A 15,630-nucleotide genomic window follows, 5' to 3' on the forward strand; every position below is an offset into this window, starting at 1 on the left:
AACGGACGCCTCTCACTCCTGGGAGCGAGGTGGTCTCACTCCCTCTCCACAGGCAGCAACCGCGAGCCCCGCGGCCAGAATGTTCGTCGCCGCGTTCACGTCCCGATCGTGGACCGTGCCACAGCGATGGCAGGCCCATTCCCGGACGTCGAGCGGCAGCTTCCCCACCCTCGACCCGCACACCGAACAGGTCTTGGACGACGGATAGAACCGGTCGATCGCGATGACGGTGCGGCCATACCAGTCGGCCTTGTACTCCAGCATCCGCCGCAGCTCCGACCAGGACGCATCGGAAATCGCGCGCGCCAGTGAGTGGTTGCGGACCATGGAACGCACAGACAGGTCCTCGATGACCACCGTTTGGTTCTCACGGATGATCCTCGTGGACAGCCTGTGCAGATGATCGCGCCGCCGGTCCGCGATCCGACCATGGATCCTCGACACCCGGGCGCGGGCCTTCGCCCGGTTCGCCGAACTCTTCTCCTTGCGGGACAGTACCCGCTGGGCGCGGGCGAGCCGGGCCCGGTCGGCCTTCTCATGCCGAGGGTTGGTCACCTTCTCCCCGGTGGAGAAGGTGACCAGTGACGTGATCCCCGCGTCGATCCCGACCTGCCCCGACGACACCGGCAGGCCGGCGACGGTCTCCTCGACCAGGATCGAGACGTGGTACTGGCCGCGGGCGTCGCGCGACACCGTCACCTGCGACGGCACAGCCCCCTCCGGCAGGGGACGCGACCAGACGACGTCCAACGGCTGCTCCTGCTTGGCCAGTCTTACCTGCCCGTCACGGAAAGAAAAGCAGTTACGGAAACAGGTCGCCGCGTCAAGCGCCCTGCCTTTCTTCTTGAACGACGGGGGGCCGTCCCGTTTCTCCCAGAAGTTCACGAACGCCGCCTGCAGATGCCGCAACGTCGCCTGCAACGGGCCCTTCGACGGCTCGGCGAGCCACGCCGTCCCGGGATCGCGTTTCCACCCGGTGAGCATCCTGTCCGTCTCGGCGTGGCTGATCCGACGCCGTTTCCCAACCCACGCCCGGCGCCGCTCGGACAACGCCCGATTGTACACGTAACGCACACAACCAAACGTTTTCGCTAACTGTTCCACCTGATCGGGGGTCGGGTAGAAACGGTACCGATACGCCCGCTTCACCACCCGACTCCCCACGACCGGCAGAATACACCTATCCACCGCCACCCTGATATCGGAGTTGACGCGCTATCCCTGCCCTGAAGGACGGGGCCTGCGCGCTACATTTCACGGTCACCCGGCTCCGCGCTCCCGCGGAGCCGTCCGGTCACCGCCACTGACCCGCGGCAGTCCGCCCGCCGGTGCGGCGGAGCCGAAAGGATCACAGGTGCGGGTAACACTCGCCTCGGCCATGTTGACGTCGGCGATGACGTCTGTCCTTGTCGCCCCGGCGGTGTCCGCCCCGGCGGTGTCCGCCGCGGCGACCGGGACGTCCGAGCCCAGGTCCTCCGGCAGCACGGCAGCCTCGGCCGGTGCGGCGGACGCGCTGGTCGTCGGGCTCGGCACCGAGGATCTGGTCGGGGACATCGACATCGAGGTGGACATCGATCCGTTTCACATCGACCTGGAACCCGACCGTGAACCGCCGGATCTGGCCGGCCTCCCCGGCCGTGTGGACGGCCAGCCGACCGGCACGCGCCCAGGGCCGGCCGGCCGGCCGACGCCCAGCGGCTCCACGCCCGCGCCCGCACCCGCACCCGCACCCGCGCCCGCGCCCGCGCCCGCGCCCGGACAGGCTGCCGGGCCGCTGCCGGGCCCCCGCGACAGGCCTCTGGACCCGGGCAGCCGTGAAATTGTCGGCGCCGCAGGCGCGACCAGCGTGGGTGGCTCCGCCCCTTCCACGAGCATCGCCGGTTCCGCTACCCGTGGGCCGGTTGGTCCGGTTGGTCCGGTTGGTCCGGTGGGCCGGGTCGAAGCGGCTTTTCAGGACGGCGACCGCACAGCCCCGGCCGCGGGCCGGGGAGGCGCGGGTGGTAAGGCGGAGCGCTCGCCGGCGGAGCGGGTACTGCTCGCCGGGACGAACTCCCTCGGGGTTGCGCTCGCCGCGCTCGGGCTGGCCGGCGCGCCGCTGGCCCGCGGTCTGCGTCGCGGGCCAGCGGGCCGCGGCAGCCGCCCGGCGTCGGGTGGTCACCCGGGCCGGGCCCTCGCCCGCGCCGCGGAGCCCACGACCCTGGTCAGTGCTGCACGAGGTCCGCGTATTCGGGGTGGCGGTCGATGTAAGCGCGGATGAACGGGCACTGCGGGATGACCGCGAGGCCCTCGGCGCGCACCGCGGCCAGCGCGGCGGCGGCCAGCGCGGAGCCGACCCCGGTCCCCTCGAAGGCCGGTTCGACCACGGTGTGGGTGAAGGTCACCGCCCGGTCCGAGCGGGTGTAGGCGGCGAAGCCCGCCACCTCCCCGGTCGGGGTGCGGGCCTCGAACCTGCGGGCGGCGGCGTTGTCGACAACAGTTACGTCCATGGGGTCATCCTGGCCCGCGTGCCTGCGCTCAGGCGACGTCCAGGATCTCGTCGACGGGGCGGCGCGGGGTTGCGGGCAGTGGCGGCAGGTCCGGATCGGGGCGGCCCACCCGCAGCAGCATCTGCACGTGCCCGGCGAGGCCGAAGGACGCACGCAGCTGCTCGCGGAGTGCGGGGAGGTCCAGGACCTGGCCGAGCGGCGAGGCTGCCAGGCCCCGTTCGGTCGCGGTGACGAGCACCCTGCCGGTGGCGGCCCCGCCGAGCAACCGGTCGACGGGCCGGTCGCTGTCGGTGCCGATGGCCAGGAGCACCGGATGCTCGACCGACGCCGACGCCGACGCCGACGCCGCTCCCCCGCCGGCTGGCGTGCCGCGGGACGGAGCCACCGAGGAGGTGTCGCCGCGGGCCACGTCGAAGTCGCGCAGCACGAACTCCGACTGGCGGGACTCCGCCACACCCCCGACCACCTCTGTGGGCAGGCCGTCCGCCGCGGTGGGCGAGTCGCGGCGCCAGCGCCGCAGCTCCTCGGCGTAGGCGGGGTCGTGGGTCTCCTGCCAGTCGGCGCGGGAGAGCAGGACCGACGCCGTGATCCGCGAGTCCGTGTCCTCGACGAACCAGGCCCAGGCCGCCTCGGTCTCGGCGGCGCGGCGCAGCGCGGACACGTCGTCCGGGCCGAGCCGGCCGCGTTCCCCCGCCAGGAACGGGCGCCGGTCGGTGTGCCGCGCGGCGATGGCCTGCGCCGGGTCCTTCTCGGCGGCGGTCGCCGGCTGGCGGCCGGTCACCGTGATCGTGGCGAGCGGGTCGCGGGCTGTCGGCGGGCCGGTCTCCTCGAGCGGCCCGTACGTCACCTCGGGCACCAGGCCGCGGGACCGCACCGCGAAGCGGGCGAAGGCCAGCGCCGCGCCGCAGCTGATCAGCAGTTGGCGCCCCTCGTGGTCGGCCACCTGCAACAGCCGTTCGGGATCGGCGAACAGGTGCAGGCCGGTGCCGTCCAGCCGCCACCGCCAGGGCTGGGTGTTGTGGATGGACGGCGCGAGCGCGGCCAGTTCGACGATCGCGCGGGCATCCTGCTCCGTGAGGCGTACGGCGGTGTCGACCATGGGCCCTCTCCTGTCCGTCAGTCCTCTCGCCGGGTGCTCCGGCTGGCATGCCCCCGGACCGGTCCCTACCCCGGAGTCCGCCGGATCCTCCTCCGCCGAGGAGGACACGCATGCGCGAAGGCGCGCACGCACGGATCGGCGCCCCCTGCTGCTGCCGACCATCGTTTCACCAGCACGGGGCCGATGCGCGGCGGTTATCGTTGCCGGAGTGGAAACGGTCCGTGTCTTCCTCCTCGACGATCACGAGATCGTGCGTCGGGGGATACGCGAGGTGCTCGCCGACGCCGGCGGGATCGAGGTGGTCGGCGAGGCCTCGACCGGCGCGGAGGCGGTCTGCCTGGTGCCGCGCCTGCGCCCGGACGTCGCCGTGCTCGACGCCCGGCTGGAGGACGGCAGCGGCATCGACGTCTGCCGTGACATCCGCGCGGCCTGCCCGGAGGTCGGCTGCCTGATCCTCACCTCGTTCGACGACGACGACGCGCTCTTCGCGTCGATCATGGCCGGGGCCGCGGGCTATCTGCTCAAGCAGATCCGGGGCACGGATCTGGTGGGCGCGGTCCGCACCGTGGCCGCCGGGCGCTCGCTTCTGGACCCCGCCGTCACCGACCGGGTGCTGCGCCGCCTGCGCGAGGGCTCCGGGGCCGACCGGGCCCAGAGCGCGCTTGGCGGGCGGGAGCAGGAGATCCTCCTGCTGATCGCCGAGGGACTGACCAACCGGCAGATCGCCGGGCGGGTCCAGCTCTCCGAGAAGACGGTCAAGAACTACGTCTCGTCCATCCTGGACAAGCTGGGCCTGACCAGCCGCACCCAGGCTGCCGTCTACGTGACCCGCCACCACTCCTGAGGCCTCCTCGGCGCGGCAGCCCTCCTCGGCCGGCACCGTGCCCGACCGCCCACGCGCCGGCGGCGACACTCAGACCACCGACACTCAGACCACGCAGCGCTCGGCGGCGTGGAACGCCTCGCCCTCCGGGACCGCCGTCTGGATCACCCGCGCTGTCGGCCACGGCTCGGCCCAGGAACTCATCGCCCGGTGGACGGCGGCCGTCGCGCCGGCCTGGTCTGCCTGGGTCGCCCCCGGACGACCGGCCGCGTCGCGGCGCACCAGGCGCGCCGCCGCCACCTCGGGCGAGGTGACGCACCGCAGCTCGATCAGCTCCGCGGAGGTGTCCCGCGCGAGGCGGGCAGCCGCCGCCCGGTGGCGCCCGTCCGACCAGGAGGCATCGATGACCACCGTCTCGCCGTCGTCCAGCGCGCGGCGGGCCTGGGCCAGCAGCTGCTCGTAGGTCCGCGCCGTGGTCTCCGACGCCAGTGGCCAGACGTACGACTCCGTGGCGTCGTCCGGGCCGTCGGAAGTCAGCCCTGCCCGCACCAGGTCGGAGCGCAGCAGCACCCGGCCCTCGTCACCGGCGGCGAGCCGGCCGGCCAGCGTCGTCTTCCCGGTGCCGGGCAGGCCACCGACCAGGACCAGCCGCACCCGGGCCCGGCGCAGATGCCGGTAGGCGATGTCGGCGAGCCGCCGTGCCTGCTCCCCCTCGCGCGGGTCGCCCGCGTACGTCGCCGCCGCCTCCTGCAGGGCACGACAGGCCAGGTGGAGGTGCTCCAGCGAGCGGGGGTGGGCCGCCCCGGCGTACTCGCGGTACCGGCGCAGGAGGGTGTCGGCGTCCTCGGGAGCACCGAGTCGCTCCAGGTCCACCGCGAGCAGGGCGATGTCGGCCAGGACGTCCCCCGCACGCCGGCCGCGGACGGGACGGCCCAGGATGCGCGGGCCGTCGTCGAGGCAGTAGACGGTGTCGGCCCGCAGGGCGCCGTGGCCGTCACGGATCCATCCGCCACGATCACGCCGGGCCAGCAGCCCGCGCCGGCCGGCCAGGTAGGCCTGGGCGAGCCGGCCGATCTCGTCGACCAGGTCGGCGTCGAGGACGGTGCCGCGCAGGGCCTGTGCGGCGACGAGCGCCTCCCGCCACTGCCGCTCCGCTCCGCTCTCCCCCGGCCCCACCACCGCGGCCGACGCCCCGACCACGTTCGGGCCGCCCACAGCGGCGGGGAGCGGGAGGGCGGCGATGYCGGGGCTGACGATGGCCGGGCAGATGGTGGCCGAGGTGATGACAGCCGGGGCGCACCGCTCGTGGAACGAGGCGATGGCACGGGCGACGTGCCGCAGCTGCTCGTTCAGCGGGGCACCGGCGCGGACCAGCGCGGACAGCTGCCGGCCGGCCGGCAGGCGCCGCATGACCACCGCGTGGTCGCACAGGGCGCCTCTGCTGTCCACGACGTCCGCCACGCCTGCGTAGACGCCCGGTGCGAGCGGCTGGTTCAGCCGCACCTCGGCCCGGCAGGCAGCCAGCCGCGCCAGCCGGCCGTGGAACGCCGGCGCCTCGGCTCCCGCCGTGGCGGGGACGCCGGGCGGGCCGGCGGGCGGGCCTGCGGGCCGGTGCCGCTTGAGGACGCGATCGGCGTCCAGGTAGAGCAGCGCGGTACCGGTCTCGATGACCCGCCCCGCGCTGCGCGGCCGAAACCACAGATCCGCCGGAACGGACGTCGCAGTCACCTGCTCGACCGGCATCGCACCTCCCCGTGCACGCCTGGCGCCAGGTACTCATCGTGGCGCTCCGACGTCCCGGCGGAGGCCTCTCCCAGGCACGGGTCGGGGGGCCTTTCGGACCCCGCAGAGCGGTCGTCCGGCCCGGTCAGCTCAGGGGAACCGACCAGCGCAGGCAGGTCCCACCGGCCGGCCCCGGGGCGATGTCGAACGTCCCGCCGAGCTCCTCGGCCCGGCTGCGCAGGTTCTGCAGGCCGCTGCGCCGACCGGTGCCGCCCAGGCCCACCCCGTCGTCGGTGACCTCGACGTGGAGCCGGCCGTCCCGGACCGACACCGACAGCTCCACCGCGCTGGCCCGCGCGTGCCGGGCGACGTTGGACAGGCTCTCCCGCACGACGGCGAGGAGATGGTCGACGACACCGCCCTCGAGGAGGGTGTCGAGCGGGCCGTCGATCCGCAGCCGCGGGCTGAACCCGAGCGCCTCGCCGACCTCCTCGACGATCTCGACGAGGCGGGAACGGACGCCCGGGCCCCCGGCGGTCCGCCGCCCACGCAGCTCGAACACGGTCGAGCGGATCTCCCGGATGGTCGCGTCGAGGTCGTCGACGTAGGTGGTGAGCCGCCCGGCCGACTGCGGGCGGTCCTCCGCCGCGGCCATGCCCTGCAGGCCGAGCGCGACCGCGTAGAGGCGTTGCATGACGTGGTCGTGCAGGTCACGGGCGATGCGGTCGCGGTCCTCGAGGACGAGTAGCCGGTCCCGGGTGGCGCGGGAGGTGGCCAGGTTGAGAGCGACCTGGACGTGCCCGGCGAACGTCGCCGCCATGTCGAGGTCACTGTCCGCGAACGGCCGGCTGCCCGGGCCGCGGGCCAGTACCACCGCGCCGGTCCGAGCCTGCGCCCCCACCAGCGGGATGACCATGAGCGGGCCGGTGGCGGCCGGGCCGACGCCCGAGGTGCCCGGCTCGGTCGCCGCGTCGTCGACGAGCAGCGGCCGCCCCTGGGCGACCGCCCGGCCGGCGAGGGTTCCGGCGAACGGGACGGCGGTGCCGATCAGGGCGTCGGCGACCGCGGTGTCGGCCGCGGCGGCGGCGTCGACCAGGAGCTCCCCGCTGACCTCGTCCGCCAGCAGGACGCAGGCCAGTTCGGCGTCCGCGACCTCACGGGCCCGGGCGACGATGAGGGAGAGCGGCTCGACGCCGTCCGCCAGCAGGTGGCGCATGATGTCCGCGGACGCCTGCAGCCACTGCTGCCGGCGCTGCGCGGCACCGAACAGGCGGGCGTTCTCGATCGCCACCCCGGCACTGGCGGCCAGGGCCAGCACCAGCTCCTCGTCCTGCGCGGTGAAGAGACGCCCACCGCGCTTCTCGGTCAGGTAGAGGTTGCCGAAGACCTCGCTGCGCACCTTGATCGGGACGCCGAGGAAGGTGCGCATCGGCGGATGCCCCGAAGGGAAGCCGACAGCGTGGCCGTGTGCGGCGATGTCGTCGAGCCGCACGGGCCGGGGCTCGGCTGTCAGCAGCCCGAGCACGCCGTCGCCCCGGGGCAGGTGGCCGATGTCGCGGACCAGGTCGGCGTCCATGCCGACGTGGATGAACTGTTCCAGCCGGCCGTCCCGGGCGATCACACCGAGGGCACCGTAGCGCGCGTCGACGAGCTCGCAGGCGGCTTCGGCGATCCGCCGCAGCACGACCTCCAGGCTCAGGTCGGCGGCCACCGCACGGTGCGCCCGCAGCAGGCCCCTCAGCCGGCCCTGCGTGGTCATCACCTCGTGGGCGCGTTCGACCAGCTGCGCCATCAGCTCGTCCAGTTCGAGACGCCCGGGCCGGGGCGCGGCGACGTCGCCGAGCAGATCCGGGACGTCCAGGAGCTTCGCACTCTCGATCATCCCCCTGTCCTCTTGTCCGTCCAGAAGCTCCGCGGACGGTGGACTGCTCCGCGGCTCCGGCGGCCCGCCGCCGGAGCCCTCACCGAGCCCGGCCGCGGCGGCGCCAGGGGCGGCTCCGGAACCGGCTACAGGGCCGGCGCCGCCGCCACCACGATGATCACCGCCCGCACGCTCGGGCCACGGGTCCATGGTCCAGACGCTATCGAACATCAGCGCGCGATCACCGCACTCCGCACAGGCCCGCGGCACTCCCGCGGCCACTCCGACGCGCCCGCGGACAGGACCCGGCTCCCGGCGGCCGGTGGAGTCGCTGGTCATCACCGCCGCCCCCGGGATACCGAGACAGGGACCACAGGGACCGTTTCCTCGGGCCTTCCGGCACCCCCGGCGACAGCGGCACCACTCACGGCGGCGCGACCGTGCGCTTGCACGTGCACGGCGAACCCGTGATGATCTGTCGTCGGGCCGAACCGTGACGGCGCCGATCGACCTGGAGGAAGCGTTGTCCCCTGATCGCCACCCGGCCCGCCGTGCCGCCGCACGGCCCGGGCCCCGCCGGTAGGCGGCCTTGTATCCGTCTCGCTCGCACTGCCTCCCCGTCGACCTGCGGCTGATCATCATCCGGGATGACGCCGTACTGCTCACCACCGGCGAGCCCGGGCCCGGGAGCGGTACCGGTACCCGCCCCGGCGGCCGGGCCCCGACCGGCACCGGAGCCCCGACCACCGCCGGGTATCCGCGTACTCCCGGCAGCACCGGCCCGCCGGAGCGACCCACGCAGGCCTGGCGGCTGCCCGGCGCGGCGCTGCGGCTGGGGGAACCGGCCCGCGAGACGGCGCTGCGGCTGGCCGCCGAGGTGGCCGGGATCAGGGTGAACGAGTCGGAGCTGATGCTGGCGCATGCGGCGCATCACCAGCTCGGCGGCGGCGAGCAGGTCTCGCTGTACTTCCTTCCACCGACGTGCGTTCCGCCGCAGCCGGCCGAAAGGCACGCGGACGGCGCCCGGGAGCACTGGCGGCCACTCGGTGATCTCCCCACCGGGCTGGACCCGCTGGACCAGGCCGTCCTCGCCTGCTGGCAGCGGACCGAGTCCTATTCCGAGCCCGGCTGGAACCCCGTCCGGCCACCGTCGCCCGGCGGCCTCTCCCCGTTGCCGGCGCTGCGCGCCCGCTGACCCCACCGGCGGCGCCGCGCGCTCCGCCGACCCCGGCATCGGCGGAGCGCCGGTCGCACACGTACAGTTCGCCCATACGCACCATGAGCGAAACAGCTACGGAAAGGTGCCCTCCCAGGCGCCCCGTATGGTGGACCGGCCAGTGAAATCGTTACGGTCGATGCCGCATATACGGCCCGGACCTGGCAGCAGGCGTAAAGAATCGGCTCGACGGCGACCGGTCCGTCGGAACGCGGATTCGTCCGTGAACAACGAGGGGGGGCGGCTCTTGCCCGGCCGCGACATCGACTATGACCGCCCGACCCTCATCGGATGCGGTCGCTGCGATGTACGTTGGACGGCGCTCACCGCGGCGCACTGCCCAACCTGCCATGAGACCTTCGTCGGGTGCGCCGGCTTCGACGCCCACCGGGACAGCGGGCACTGCCTGCCCCCCGGGGACGCGGGCCTCTGCGCGGACGGCGGCTACTGGCGCCGCCCGGACGAGCGGGCCCCGGGCCGCCTGCTCACCATCCCGCGGCAGATCGCGAACGCCCCGTTCGTCCGACCTGCCTGACCGCGGCGCGACGCGTCACCGGCAGGATTGCGAACACCGCAAGCCCCTCGTCTCGACCGAGCCCCCGGACGGGTGCAATGCCCACCGGTTCCGTGGGCATGGGTGACGCCATTGTCGCCGCCTTCCGGCGGGCGCGGAAATCAGTCGTCCGGCGCGTTCAGGGCCGCGGTCCGACGGGCCGCCGCGGCGAGGGCGGCCCGCAGGGAATCCGGGGCGAGCACGCGAACATGGGGGCCGAATGCCCAGAGCTGGGACTCGGCGACCTGCGGCCCCTCGAACCACACCTCCGCCTCACGCCAGCCGTCGGCGTCCGGCTCGCCGGCCGCCGCCAGCGCCCGCCGGGCGGCCAGCGGCTCGAGCACCTGCGGGAGGATCCGCATCCCGCGCGGTGACAGCGCCAGCCGCGCCGGCCAGCGCAGCAGCGAGCGGGCGAAGTCCTCGTTCGACGCCGCCCACCAGCGCGCCAGGTGAAAACCGTCAGGCCGGGTGAAGCGGTCGGACGGCCCCTCGCCGGCGCTGGCCGCGCCGATCCGGGCGACCCGGTAGCTGCGGATGTCGTCGCCGTGGCGGGCGACGAGGTACCAGACACCCGCCTTGAGGACGAGGCCGAGCGGGTCGACCCGACGCTCCACCACCCGGTCGGGCCGTCCGTACCGGAGGTCCAGCCGGTACCCGGACCAGACAGCGCCCGCGACCACCGCCAGCCACGGCGCCTCGTCCGCACCGGTGAACCAGCCGGGGGCGTCGAGGTGGAACCGCTCCTGGACCCGCCCCGCCCGGGACCGAAGCTCCGGCGGGAGGGTGGCCAGCACCTTGCTCTGGGCGGCCGCGGCGACCGCGTCGAGGCCCAGCCCGGCGAGGGCGTCACCGCCGGCGCCGGCGAGCAGCAGCGCGGACGCCTCGTCGCCGGTCAGGCCGTCCAGCCGGGTGCGCCACCCCGCGACGAGCCGGATCCCGCCGCGCGGCCCCGGCTCCGACCACACCGGCACCCCGGCCGCGGCCAGGGCGGCGACGTCACGCCGCACCGTGCGGACGGACACCTCGAACCGGGCGGCGAGGTCGGTGGCCGTCGCCCCGCCGTGGGCCTGCAGATGGAGCAGGAGTGCCATCAGGCGACTGGAGCGCACCTGGCGAACGTAGCCGCTGACCCTGACGGAAGATGTCAGGGTCAGCGGCGAGGCTGGGCCCATGACGACGACCGGGAACACTCCGACCCCGACATCCTGGAGCACGTTCGAGGCGGCCGAGCCGACCTTCGCCCGCGGTCTGGGCGAGCGGTTCACCGCCTTCCGCCACCACATCCTCGCGACCGTGCGGGCGGACGGCTCACCGCGGGCAAGCGGCATCGAGGCGATCTTCTCCCTGGGCGAGCTCTGGCTCGGCGGCATGCCGGGCGCACGGAAGTCGGCCGACCTGATCCGCGACCCGCGGTTCGCGCTGCACGCGAATCCCGGTCCGGGCACCGACATGCACGGCGGCGACGCACGGGTCGCCGGCCGAGCCCTGCTGGTCGACGATCCGGACGTCCGGCGCCGGTTCGTCGAGGAGGTGGATCCTCCGACGCCGTTCGACCTTTTCCGCGTCGAGCTCACCGAAGCCGTCCGGGTGCGGGTCGAGGGCGAGGAGATGGTGCTGGAGCTCTGGCGGCCGGACGGTCGTGGCCTGCGGGTCCTGCGCCGCGGCAACGACGACGCGCCCGCCCGGGAGGAGCCGGCCGCGCCGGCTACGCCGGCCGCGACCTGACAACCCGCCCAGACGGGACGTCCACGGCGCCGGTGGCATTTCTTGACCCTGCGACGGGCCGCTCATACGTTTCTGCTGAGCGAGCGCTAGAAAAGTTCCGTGTTGGCGTCCGGTGAGGGAGTGCCATGGAGAACGCAGTCATCGTCGACGTCGTGCGTACCGCGTCCGGTCGAGGCAAGCCGGGCGGTGCGCTGTCCGAGACGCACCCCGTGGAGCTCCTCGCGGCGACGCTGAAGGCTCTCGTCAGCCGCAACGACTTCGACCCGGCGATCATCGACGACGTGATCGCCGGATGTGTCAGCCAGGCGGGCGAGCAGACAGCGAACATCGCCCGCAACGCCGTGCTCTCCGCCGGCTACCCGGAGTCCGTGCCGGGAACGACCATCGACCGGCAGTGCGGATCGAGCCAGCAGGCGATGCACTTCGCCGCCCAGGGCGTCATCGCCGGCGCCTACGACGTGGCGATCGCCTGCGGCGTCGAGTCGATGAGCCGGGTACCGATGCGGTTCGCCGCGGTCGGTCGGGACGCTACCGGGCCGGGTGTCCGCGCCCGCTACCCCGAGGGCCTGGCCAACCAGGGTGTCGGCGCCGAACTGATCGCGGCGAAGTGGAAGCTGAGCCGCGAGGAGCTCGACGAGTTCTCCGCCCGGTCGCACCAGCTTGCGGCGGCGACCGCCGCGGCGGGTGGCTTCGACAACGAGATCATCCCGATCGAGGTCCTCGCGCCGGACGGCAGCACGATCGTCCACACCACCGACGAGACCGTCCGCCCGTCAACCACGCCGCAGGGCCTGGCCGGGCTGAAGCCGTCCTTCCACACCGAGCAGTTCGCGCAGCGGTTCCCGCAGATCGGCTGGCACATCACCCCGGGCAACTCCTCGCCGCTGACCGACGGGGCGTCCGCCGCGCTGATCATGAGCGAGTCGAAGGCCTCGGAGCTGGGGCTGCGTCCGCGGGCCCGTTTCCACGCCTTCTCCCTGGCCGGCGACGACCCGCTGTACATGCTGACCGCCCCGGCGCCGGCGACGCGCAAGATCCTCGCGCGCACCGGCCTGAAGATCGACGACATCGACGCCTACGAGGTCAACGAGGCGTTCGCGTCTGTGCCGCTGTTCTGGGCGAAGGAGCTGGACGCCGACCCGGCGAAGCTCAACCCGCGCGGTGGCGCGATCGCGCTGGGCCACCCGCTCGGCGGTTCCGGGGTGAAGCTGATGGCCACGCTCGTCAACCACCTCGAGGCCACCGGCGGACGCTTCGGCCTGCAGACGATGTGCGAGGGTGGCGGCATGGCCAACGCCACCATCATCGAGCGGCTCTGAGCCATCGCACGGATCCGCACCATCGCACGGCGCTGAACACCATCGCATGGCGCTGAACCATCGAACAGCGCTGAACAAGGAGGGCAGTGTGACCGGTCCGCTCAGCGGGCTGCGTGTCGTCGAGCTCGCGGGCATCGGCCCCGGCCCGCACGGAGCGATGATCCTCGCCGACCTCGGCGCGGATGTCGTGCGGATCCAGCGGCCGAAGCTCGGAGACGGGCCGGACGACTGGCTGCTGCGCGGCCGGCGCCTGCTGGAGATCGACCTGCGCGACCCGGACGGGCTCGCCCGAGCCCTGGACCTGATCGCGCGGGCCGACGTCCTCATCGAGGGCTACCGGCCCGGCGTCGCCGAGCGGCTCGGGCTCGGCCCCGACGAGTGCCTGGGCCGCAACCCCCGTCTGGTCTACGCCCGGATGACCGGATGGGGCCAGACGGGCCCGTTGGCCCGCCGCGCCGGGCACGACATCAACTACATCTCGCTGACCGGTGCGCTGCACGCCATGGGCAGCGCGGACGAGCGACCGCCCCCGCCGCTGAACCTCGTCGGCGACTACGGCGGCGGATCGATGTTCCTGCTGGTGGGGATCCTCTCCGCGCTGCTGGAGCGGGAACGGTCCGGCCAGGGGCAGGTCATCGACGCGGCGATCGTGGACGGCACCAGCGTCCTGCTGCAGATGATGTTCGCCTGGCGCGGCATGGGTGACTGGCACGGCTACGGCCCCTGGACCGACGAGCGCGGCACCAACCTGCTCGACGGCAGCCGACCTTTCTATGACACCTACACCTGCTCCGACGGCCGCCATGTGGCCGTGGGGCCGCTGGAGCCGCAGTTCTACGCCCAGCTCCTGAAAGGCCTGGGCCTGGCCGAGGCGGACCTGCCCGACCAGTTCGACCCGGCCGGCTGGCCGGTGCTGCGGGAGGCCTTCACGGCCGCTTTCGCCGCACGCACCCGCGACGAGTGGGCGGCGTTGTTCGACGGAACCGACGCCTGCGTCACCCCGGTGCTCACCCTCTCCGAGGCCGGCGAGCACCCGCATCTGGCCGCCCGGGGCGCGATCGTCGACGCCGACGGGGTGCCGCAGGCCGCTCCGGCACCGCGGTTCTCCCGCAGCGGCACGCCGCTGCCCGGCCCCGCGGCCTTCAGCGACGCCGGCGCCGTCCTGGCCGAATGGTCCACCGCGCCGTGAACCCACGCACCCCGGCTCCCCTGCCTGCGCCGCCGGGCCGGGCTGGTCGGCCCTGGGCCGCCCGGCCGTACCGGTACGTCTGACGGGCGGAAGATCACAGCATGGGGGCTGGCCTGAGCGCGAATCCGGAGCTCACGGGGCCTCCGCGGGCTGCCGGGCAGGCCCGGGCGGGGCTCGGTGCGGCCGAGGCCGCGGGTGCCGAGCTCGTGGGCATGGTCCCGACGGACTGGCGCAGCTATGACCCGCTCGACCTGCACCCCATTCTCACCGGCGCGCTGGCCGCCTTTCACGAGCACGGCTACCACGGCACCACCGTCCGCGACATCGCCCGGCGGGCCGGGGTGACGGTGCCCGCGCTGTACTACCACTACGAGAACAAGCAGGGCATCCTCGTCGCGCTCCTCGAGATCACGATCGCCGAGGTGCACGGGCGCGCCTGTGCCGCCGTCGCCGAGGCCGACGACGGCCCGGTGCCCCGGCTGACCCGGCTGATCGAGGCGGTCGTCCTGTTCATGTCGAACCGCTTCGACCTGGCCTACCTCGACACCGAGCTGCGCTACCTGGAGCCGCCGAACCGCCGTCGCTACGCGGCGCTGCGCAAGCGGCTGGAGAGCCTGCTGCTGGACATCGTGGAGGACGGCGCCGCCCGCGGCCAGATGGCGGTCGCCAGCCCGCGGGACACCGCCCGGGCTTTGCTGGGCATGTGCCAGGCCGTCGCGGGCTGGTACAAGCCGTCCGGCGAGCTCACACCCGCGCAGATCGCCGCCCGCTACGTCGACATCGCACTGCGCACCGTCGGCGCGGCAGGTTCGGTGGGTTCGGTGGGTTCGGTGGGTTCGGTGGGTTCGGTGGGTCGCTGAGCTCGGCAGAGGTCCTGCTACTGGTCGGCGCCGGCGTCCTCGCCGGAATCATCAGCACGGTCGCAGGTCTCGCCTCCCTCGTCTCCTATCCCGCGCTGCTCGCCGTCGGCCTGGAGCCGCGGACCGCGAACATGACGAACTCCGCCGCGCTGCTGTTCGTCGCCGTCGGCGCCGCGGTCGGCTCGCGGCCCGAGCTCGTCGGCCAGAGCGGGCGGGTGGCCCGTTTCGGCGCGGCGACACTCGTCGGCGGGGCGGTCGGCGCGGTCCTGCTGCTGACGACCCCGGGCCGCACCTTCGAACTGGTCGTGCCCTGGCTGATCGTCGCCGCGGCCGCGCTCCTGCTGCTGTCGCCGCGGATCGTGCCGGCGTCGGGCGGGGCGGCGTCCTCACCCAGCCCGCTGCCGCTGGCCGCGGTCTTCGCGGTCGCGATCTACACCGGCTACTTCGGTGCCGGCGCGGGCGTCGCGCTGCTGGCCGTGATGGCGGTGATGATCCCGGAGCCGCTGGCACGGGTGAACGCGGTGAAGAACGTCGCATCGGGCTTCTCGAACGCCGTGGCCGCCGCCCTGTTCACCCTGATGGGCTCGGTCGCCTGGGACGCCGCGGCCCCCCTCGCCGCCGGCCTGCTGGTCGGCGGCACCCTCGGGCCCCGGATCGTCCGCGTGCTGCCGGCCAGGCTGATGCGCTGGATCATCGCGGCCGCGGCGGTCGGCCTGGCGGCCTCGCTCGCCCTCGACGCCTACCGCTGACCCGACTGGACGTTCCACCGGAGCTCCG

At 74.0% G+C, this 15,630-nt stretch carries 15 protein-coding genes; 8 read left to right on the forward strand and 7 right to left on the reverse strand.

Annotation, left to right across the window (positions count from 1 at the left end):
• Positions 1-12: 12 nt before the first annotated feature.
• The 4 genes from CC117_RS01780 to CC117_RS01795 all read right to left on the reverse strand — a co-directional run bounded on the left by CC117_RS01780 (position 13) and on the right by CC117_RS01795 (position 3,585).
• The gene (locus CC117_RS01780; protein WP_407673451.1) at positions 13-1,149 is read right to left on the reverse strand and encodes an RNA-guided endonuclease InsQ/TnpB family protein; all 1,137 of its coding nucleotides are present in this window, start codon (positions 1,147-1,149) and stop codon (positions 13-15) included.
• 111 nt (positions 1,150-1,260) lie between these two features.
• Entirely contained in the window at positions 1,261-1,572 is a 312-nt protein-coding gene (locus CC117_RS01785) for a hypothetical protein (protein WP_071081935.1), read from the reverse strand.
• A gap of 629 nt (positions 1,573-2,201) precedes the next feature.
• Entirely contained in the window at positions 2,202-2,486 is a 285-nt protein-coding gene (locus CC117_RS01790; protein ID WP_018640283.1) for a GNAT family N-acetyltransferase, read from the reverse strand.
• Positions 2,487-2,514: 28 nt separating this feature from the next.
• Positions 2,515-3,585, reverse strand: coding sequence for an Acg family FMN-binding oxidoreductase (locus tag CC117_RS01795; RefSeq protein ID WP_071081936.1), 1,071 nt, complete (start codon positions 3,583-3,585; stop codon positions 2,515-2,517).
• 208 nt (positions 3,586-3,793) lie between these two features.
• Here CC117_RS01795 and CC117_RS01800 point away from each other — a divergent pair, with 208 nt between their 5' ends.
• Positions 3,794-4,429, forward strand: a complete 636-nt coding sequence (locus CC117_RS01800) for a response regulator (RefSeq protein ID WP_071081937.1) — start codon at positions 3,794-3,796, stop codon at positions 4,427-4,429.
• Positions 4,430-4,513: 84 nt separating this feature from the next.
• Here CC117_RS01800 and CC117_RS01805 read toward each other — a convergent pair whose 3' ends face one another.
• Entirely contained in the window at positions 4,514-6,151 is a 1,638-nt protein-coding gene (locus CC117_RS01805; protein WP_071081938.1) for an AAA family ATPase, read from the reverse strand.
• Positions 6,152-6,275: 124 nt separating this feature from the next.
• Positions 6,276-8,012, reverse strand: coding sequence for a sensor histidine kinase (locus CC117_RS01810; protein ID WP_241829730.1), 1,737 nt, complete (start codon positions 8,010-8,012; stop codon positions 6,276-6,278).
• 568 nt (positions 8,013-8,580) lie between these two features.
• Here CC117_RS01810 and CC117_RS01815 point away from each other — a divergent pair.
• Together CC117_RS01815 and CC117_RS01820 are read left to right on the forward strand one after the other, a co-directional pair.
• Entirely contained in the window at positions 8,581-9,186 is a 606-nt protein-coding gene (locus CC117_RS01815; protein WP_071081939.1) for an NUDIX hydrolase, read from the forward strand.
• 268 nt (positions 9,187-9,454) lie between these two features.
• Positions 9,455-9,742: an FDXHR family putative zinc-binding protein gene (locus CC117_RS01820; protein ID WP_071082058.1), complete on the forward strand. Its 288-nt coding sequence runs from the start codon at positions 9,455-9,457 to the stop codon at positions 9,740-9,742.
• Between the two features lie 140 nt (positions 9,743-9,882).
• Here the strand turns inward: CC117_RS01820 and CC117_RS01825 are convergent, their stop codons facing one another.
• Positions 9,883-10,869 carry a helix-turn-helix transcriptional regulator gene (locus CC117_RS01825; RefSeq protein ID WP_071082059.1) on the reverse strand — a complete coding sequence of 329 codons (987 nt, stop codon included), beginning with the start codon at positions 10,867-10,869 and terminating at the stop codon, positions 9,883-9,885.
• Between the two features lie 61 nt (positions 10,870-10,930).
• Between CC117_RS01825 and CC117_RS01830 the strand changes: the two genes are divergently transcribed.
• The 5 genes from CC117_RS01830 to CC117_RS01850 all read left to right on the forward strand — a co-directional run bounded on the left by CC117_RS01830 (position 10,931) and on the right by CC117_RS01850 (position 15,602).
• On the forward strand, positions 10,931-11,485 hold the full coding sequence (locus tag CC117_RS01830; RefSeq protein ID WP_071081940.1) for a pyridoxamine 5'-phosphate oxidase family protein: 555 nt from the start codon (positions 10,931-10,933) through the stop codon (positions 11,483-11,485).
• Between the two features lie 125 nt (positions 11,486-11,610).
• Complete coding sequence (locus tag CC117_RS01835) at positions 11,611-12,804, forward strand: thiolase family protein (protein ID WP_071081941.1); 1,194 nt, start codon at positions 11,611-11,613, stop codon at positions 12,802-12,804.
• A gap of 88 nt (positions 12,805-12,892) precedes the next feature.
• Positions 12,893-13,993, forward strand: coding sequence for a CaiB/BaiF CoA transferase family protein (locus CC117_RS01840; protein WP_071082060.1), 1,101 nt, complete (start codon positions 12,893-12,895; stop codon positions 13,991-13,993).
• A 101-nt stretch (positions 13,994-14,094) separates the two neighbouring features.
• The gene (locus tag CC117_RS01845; RefSeq protein ID WP_084131250.1) at positions 14,095-14,853 is read left to right on the forward strand and encodes a TetR/AcrR family transcriptional regulator; all 759 of its coding nucleotides are present in this window, start codon (positions 14,095-14,097) and stop codon (positions 14,851-14,853) included.
• A 20-nt stretch (positions 14,854-14,873) separates the two neighbouring features.
• Positions 14,874-15,602, forward strand: coding sequence for a sulfite exporter TauE/SafE family protein (locus CC117_RS01850; protein ID WP_071082062.1), 729 nt, complete (start codon positions 14,874-14,876; stop codon positions 15,600-15,602).
• The last annotated feature ends 28 nt before the right edge of the window (positions 15,603-15,630 follow it).

The organism is Parafrankia colletiae (genome assembly GCF_001854655.1).
Lineage (GTDB): Bacteria > Actinomycetota > Actinomycetes > Frankiales > Frankiaceae > Parafrankia > Parafrankia colletiae.

Coding starts and splice junctions, on each gene's coding strand:
- CC117_RS01790 (WP_018640283.1), bottom strand. CDS start 2,486: ATGGACGTAACTGTTGTCGACAACGCCGCCGCCCGCAGGTTCGAGGCC.
- CC117_RS01785 (WP_071081935.1), bottom strand. CDS start 1,572: ATGTCCACCTCGATGTCGATGTCCCCGACCAGATCCTCGGTGCCGAGC.
- CC117_RS01795 (WP_071081936.1), bottom strand. CDS start 3,585: ATGGTCGACACCGCCGTACGCCTCACGGAGCAGGATGCCCGCGCGATC.
- CC117_RS01835 (WP_071081941.1), top strand. CDS start 11,611: ATGGAGAACGCAGTCATCGTCGACGTCGTGCGTACCGCGTCCGGTCGA.
- CC117_RS01830 (WP_071081940.1), top strand. CDS start 10,931: ATGACGACGACCGGGAACACTCCGACCCCGACATCCTGGAGCACGTTC.
- CC117_RS01845 (WP_084131250.1), top strand. CDS start 14,095: ATGGGGGCTGGCCTGAGCGCGAATCCGGAGCTCACGGGGCCTCCGCGG.
- CC117_RS01810 (WP_241829730.1), bottom strand. CDS start 8,012: ATGATCGAGAGTGCGAAGCTCCTGGACGTCCCGGATCTGCTCGGCGAC.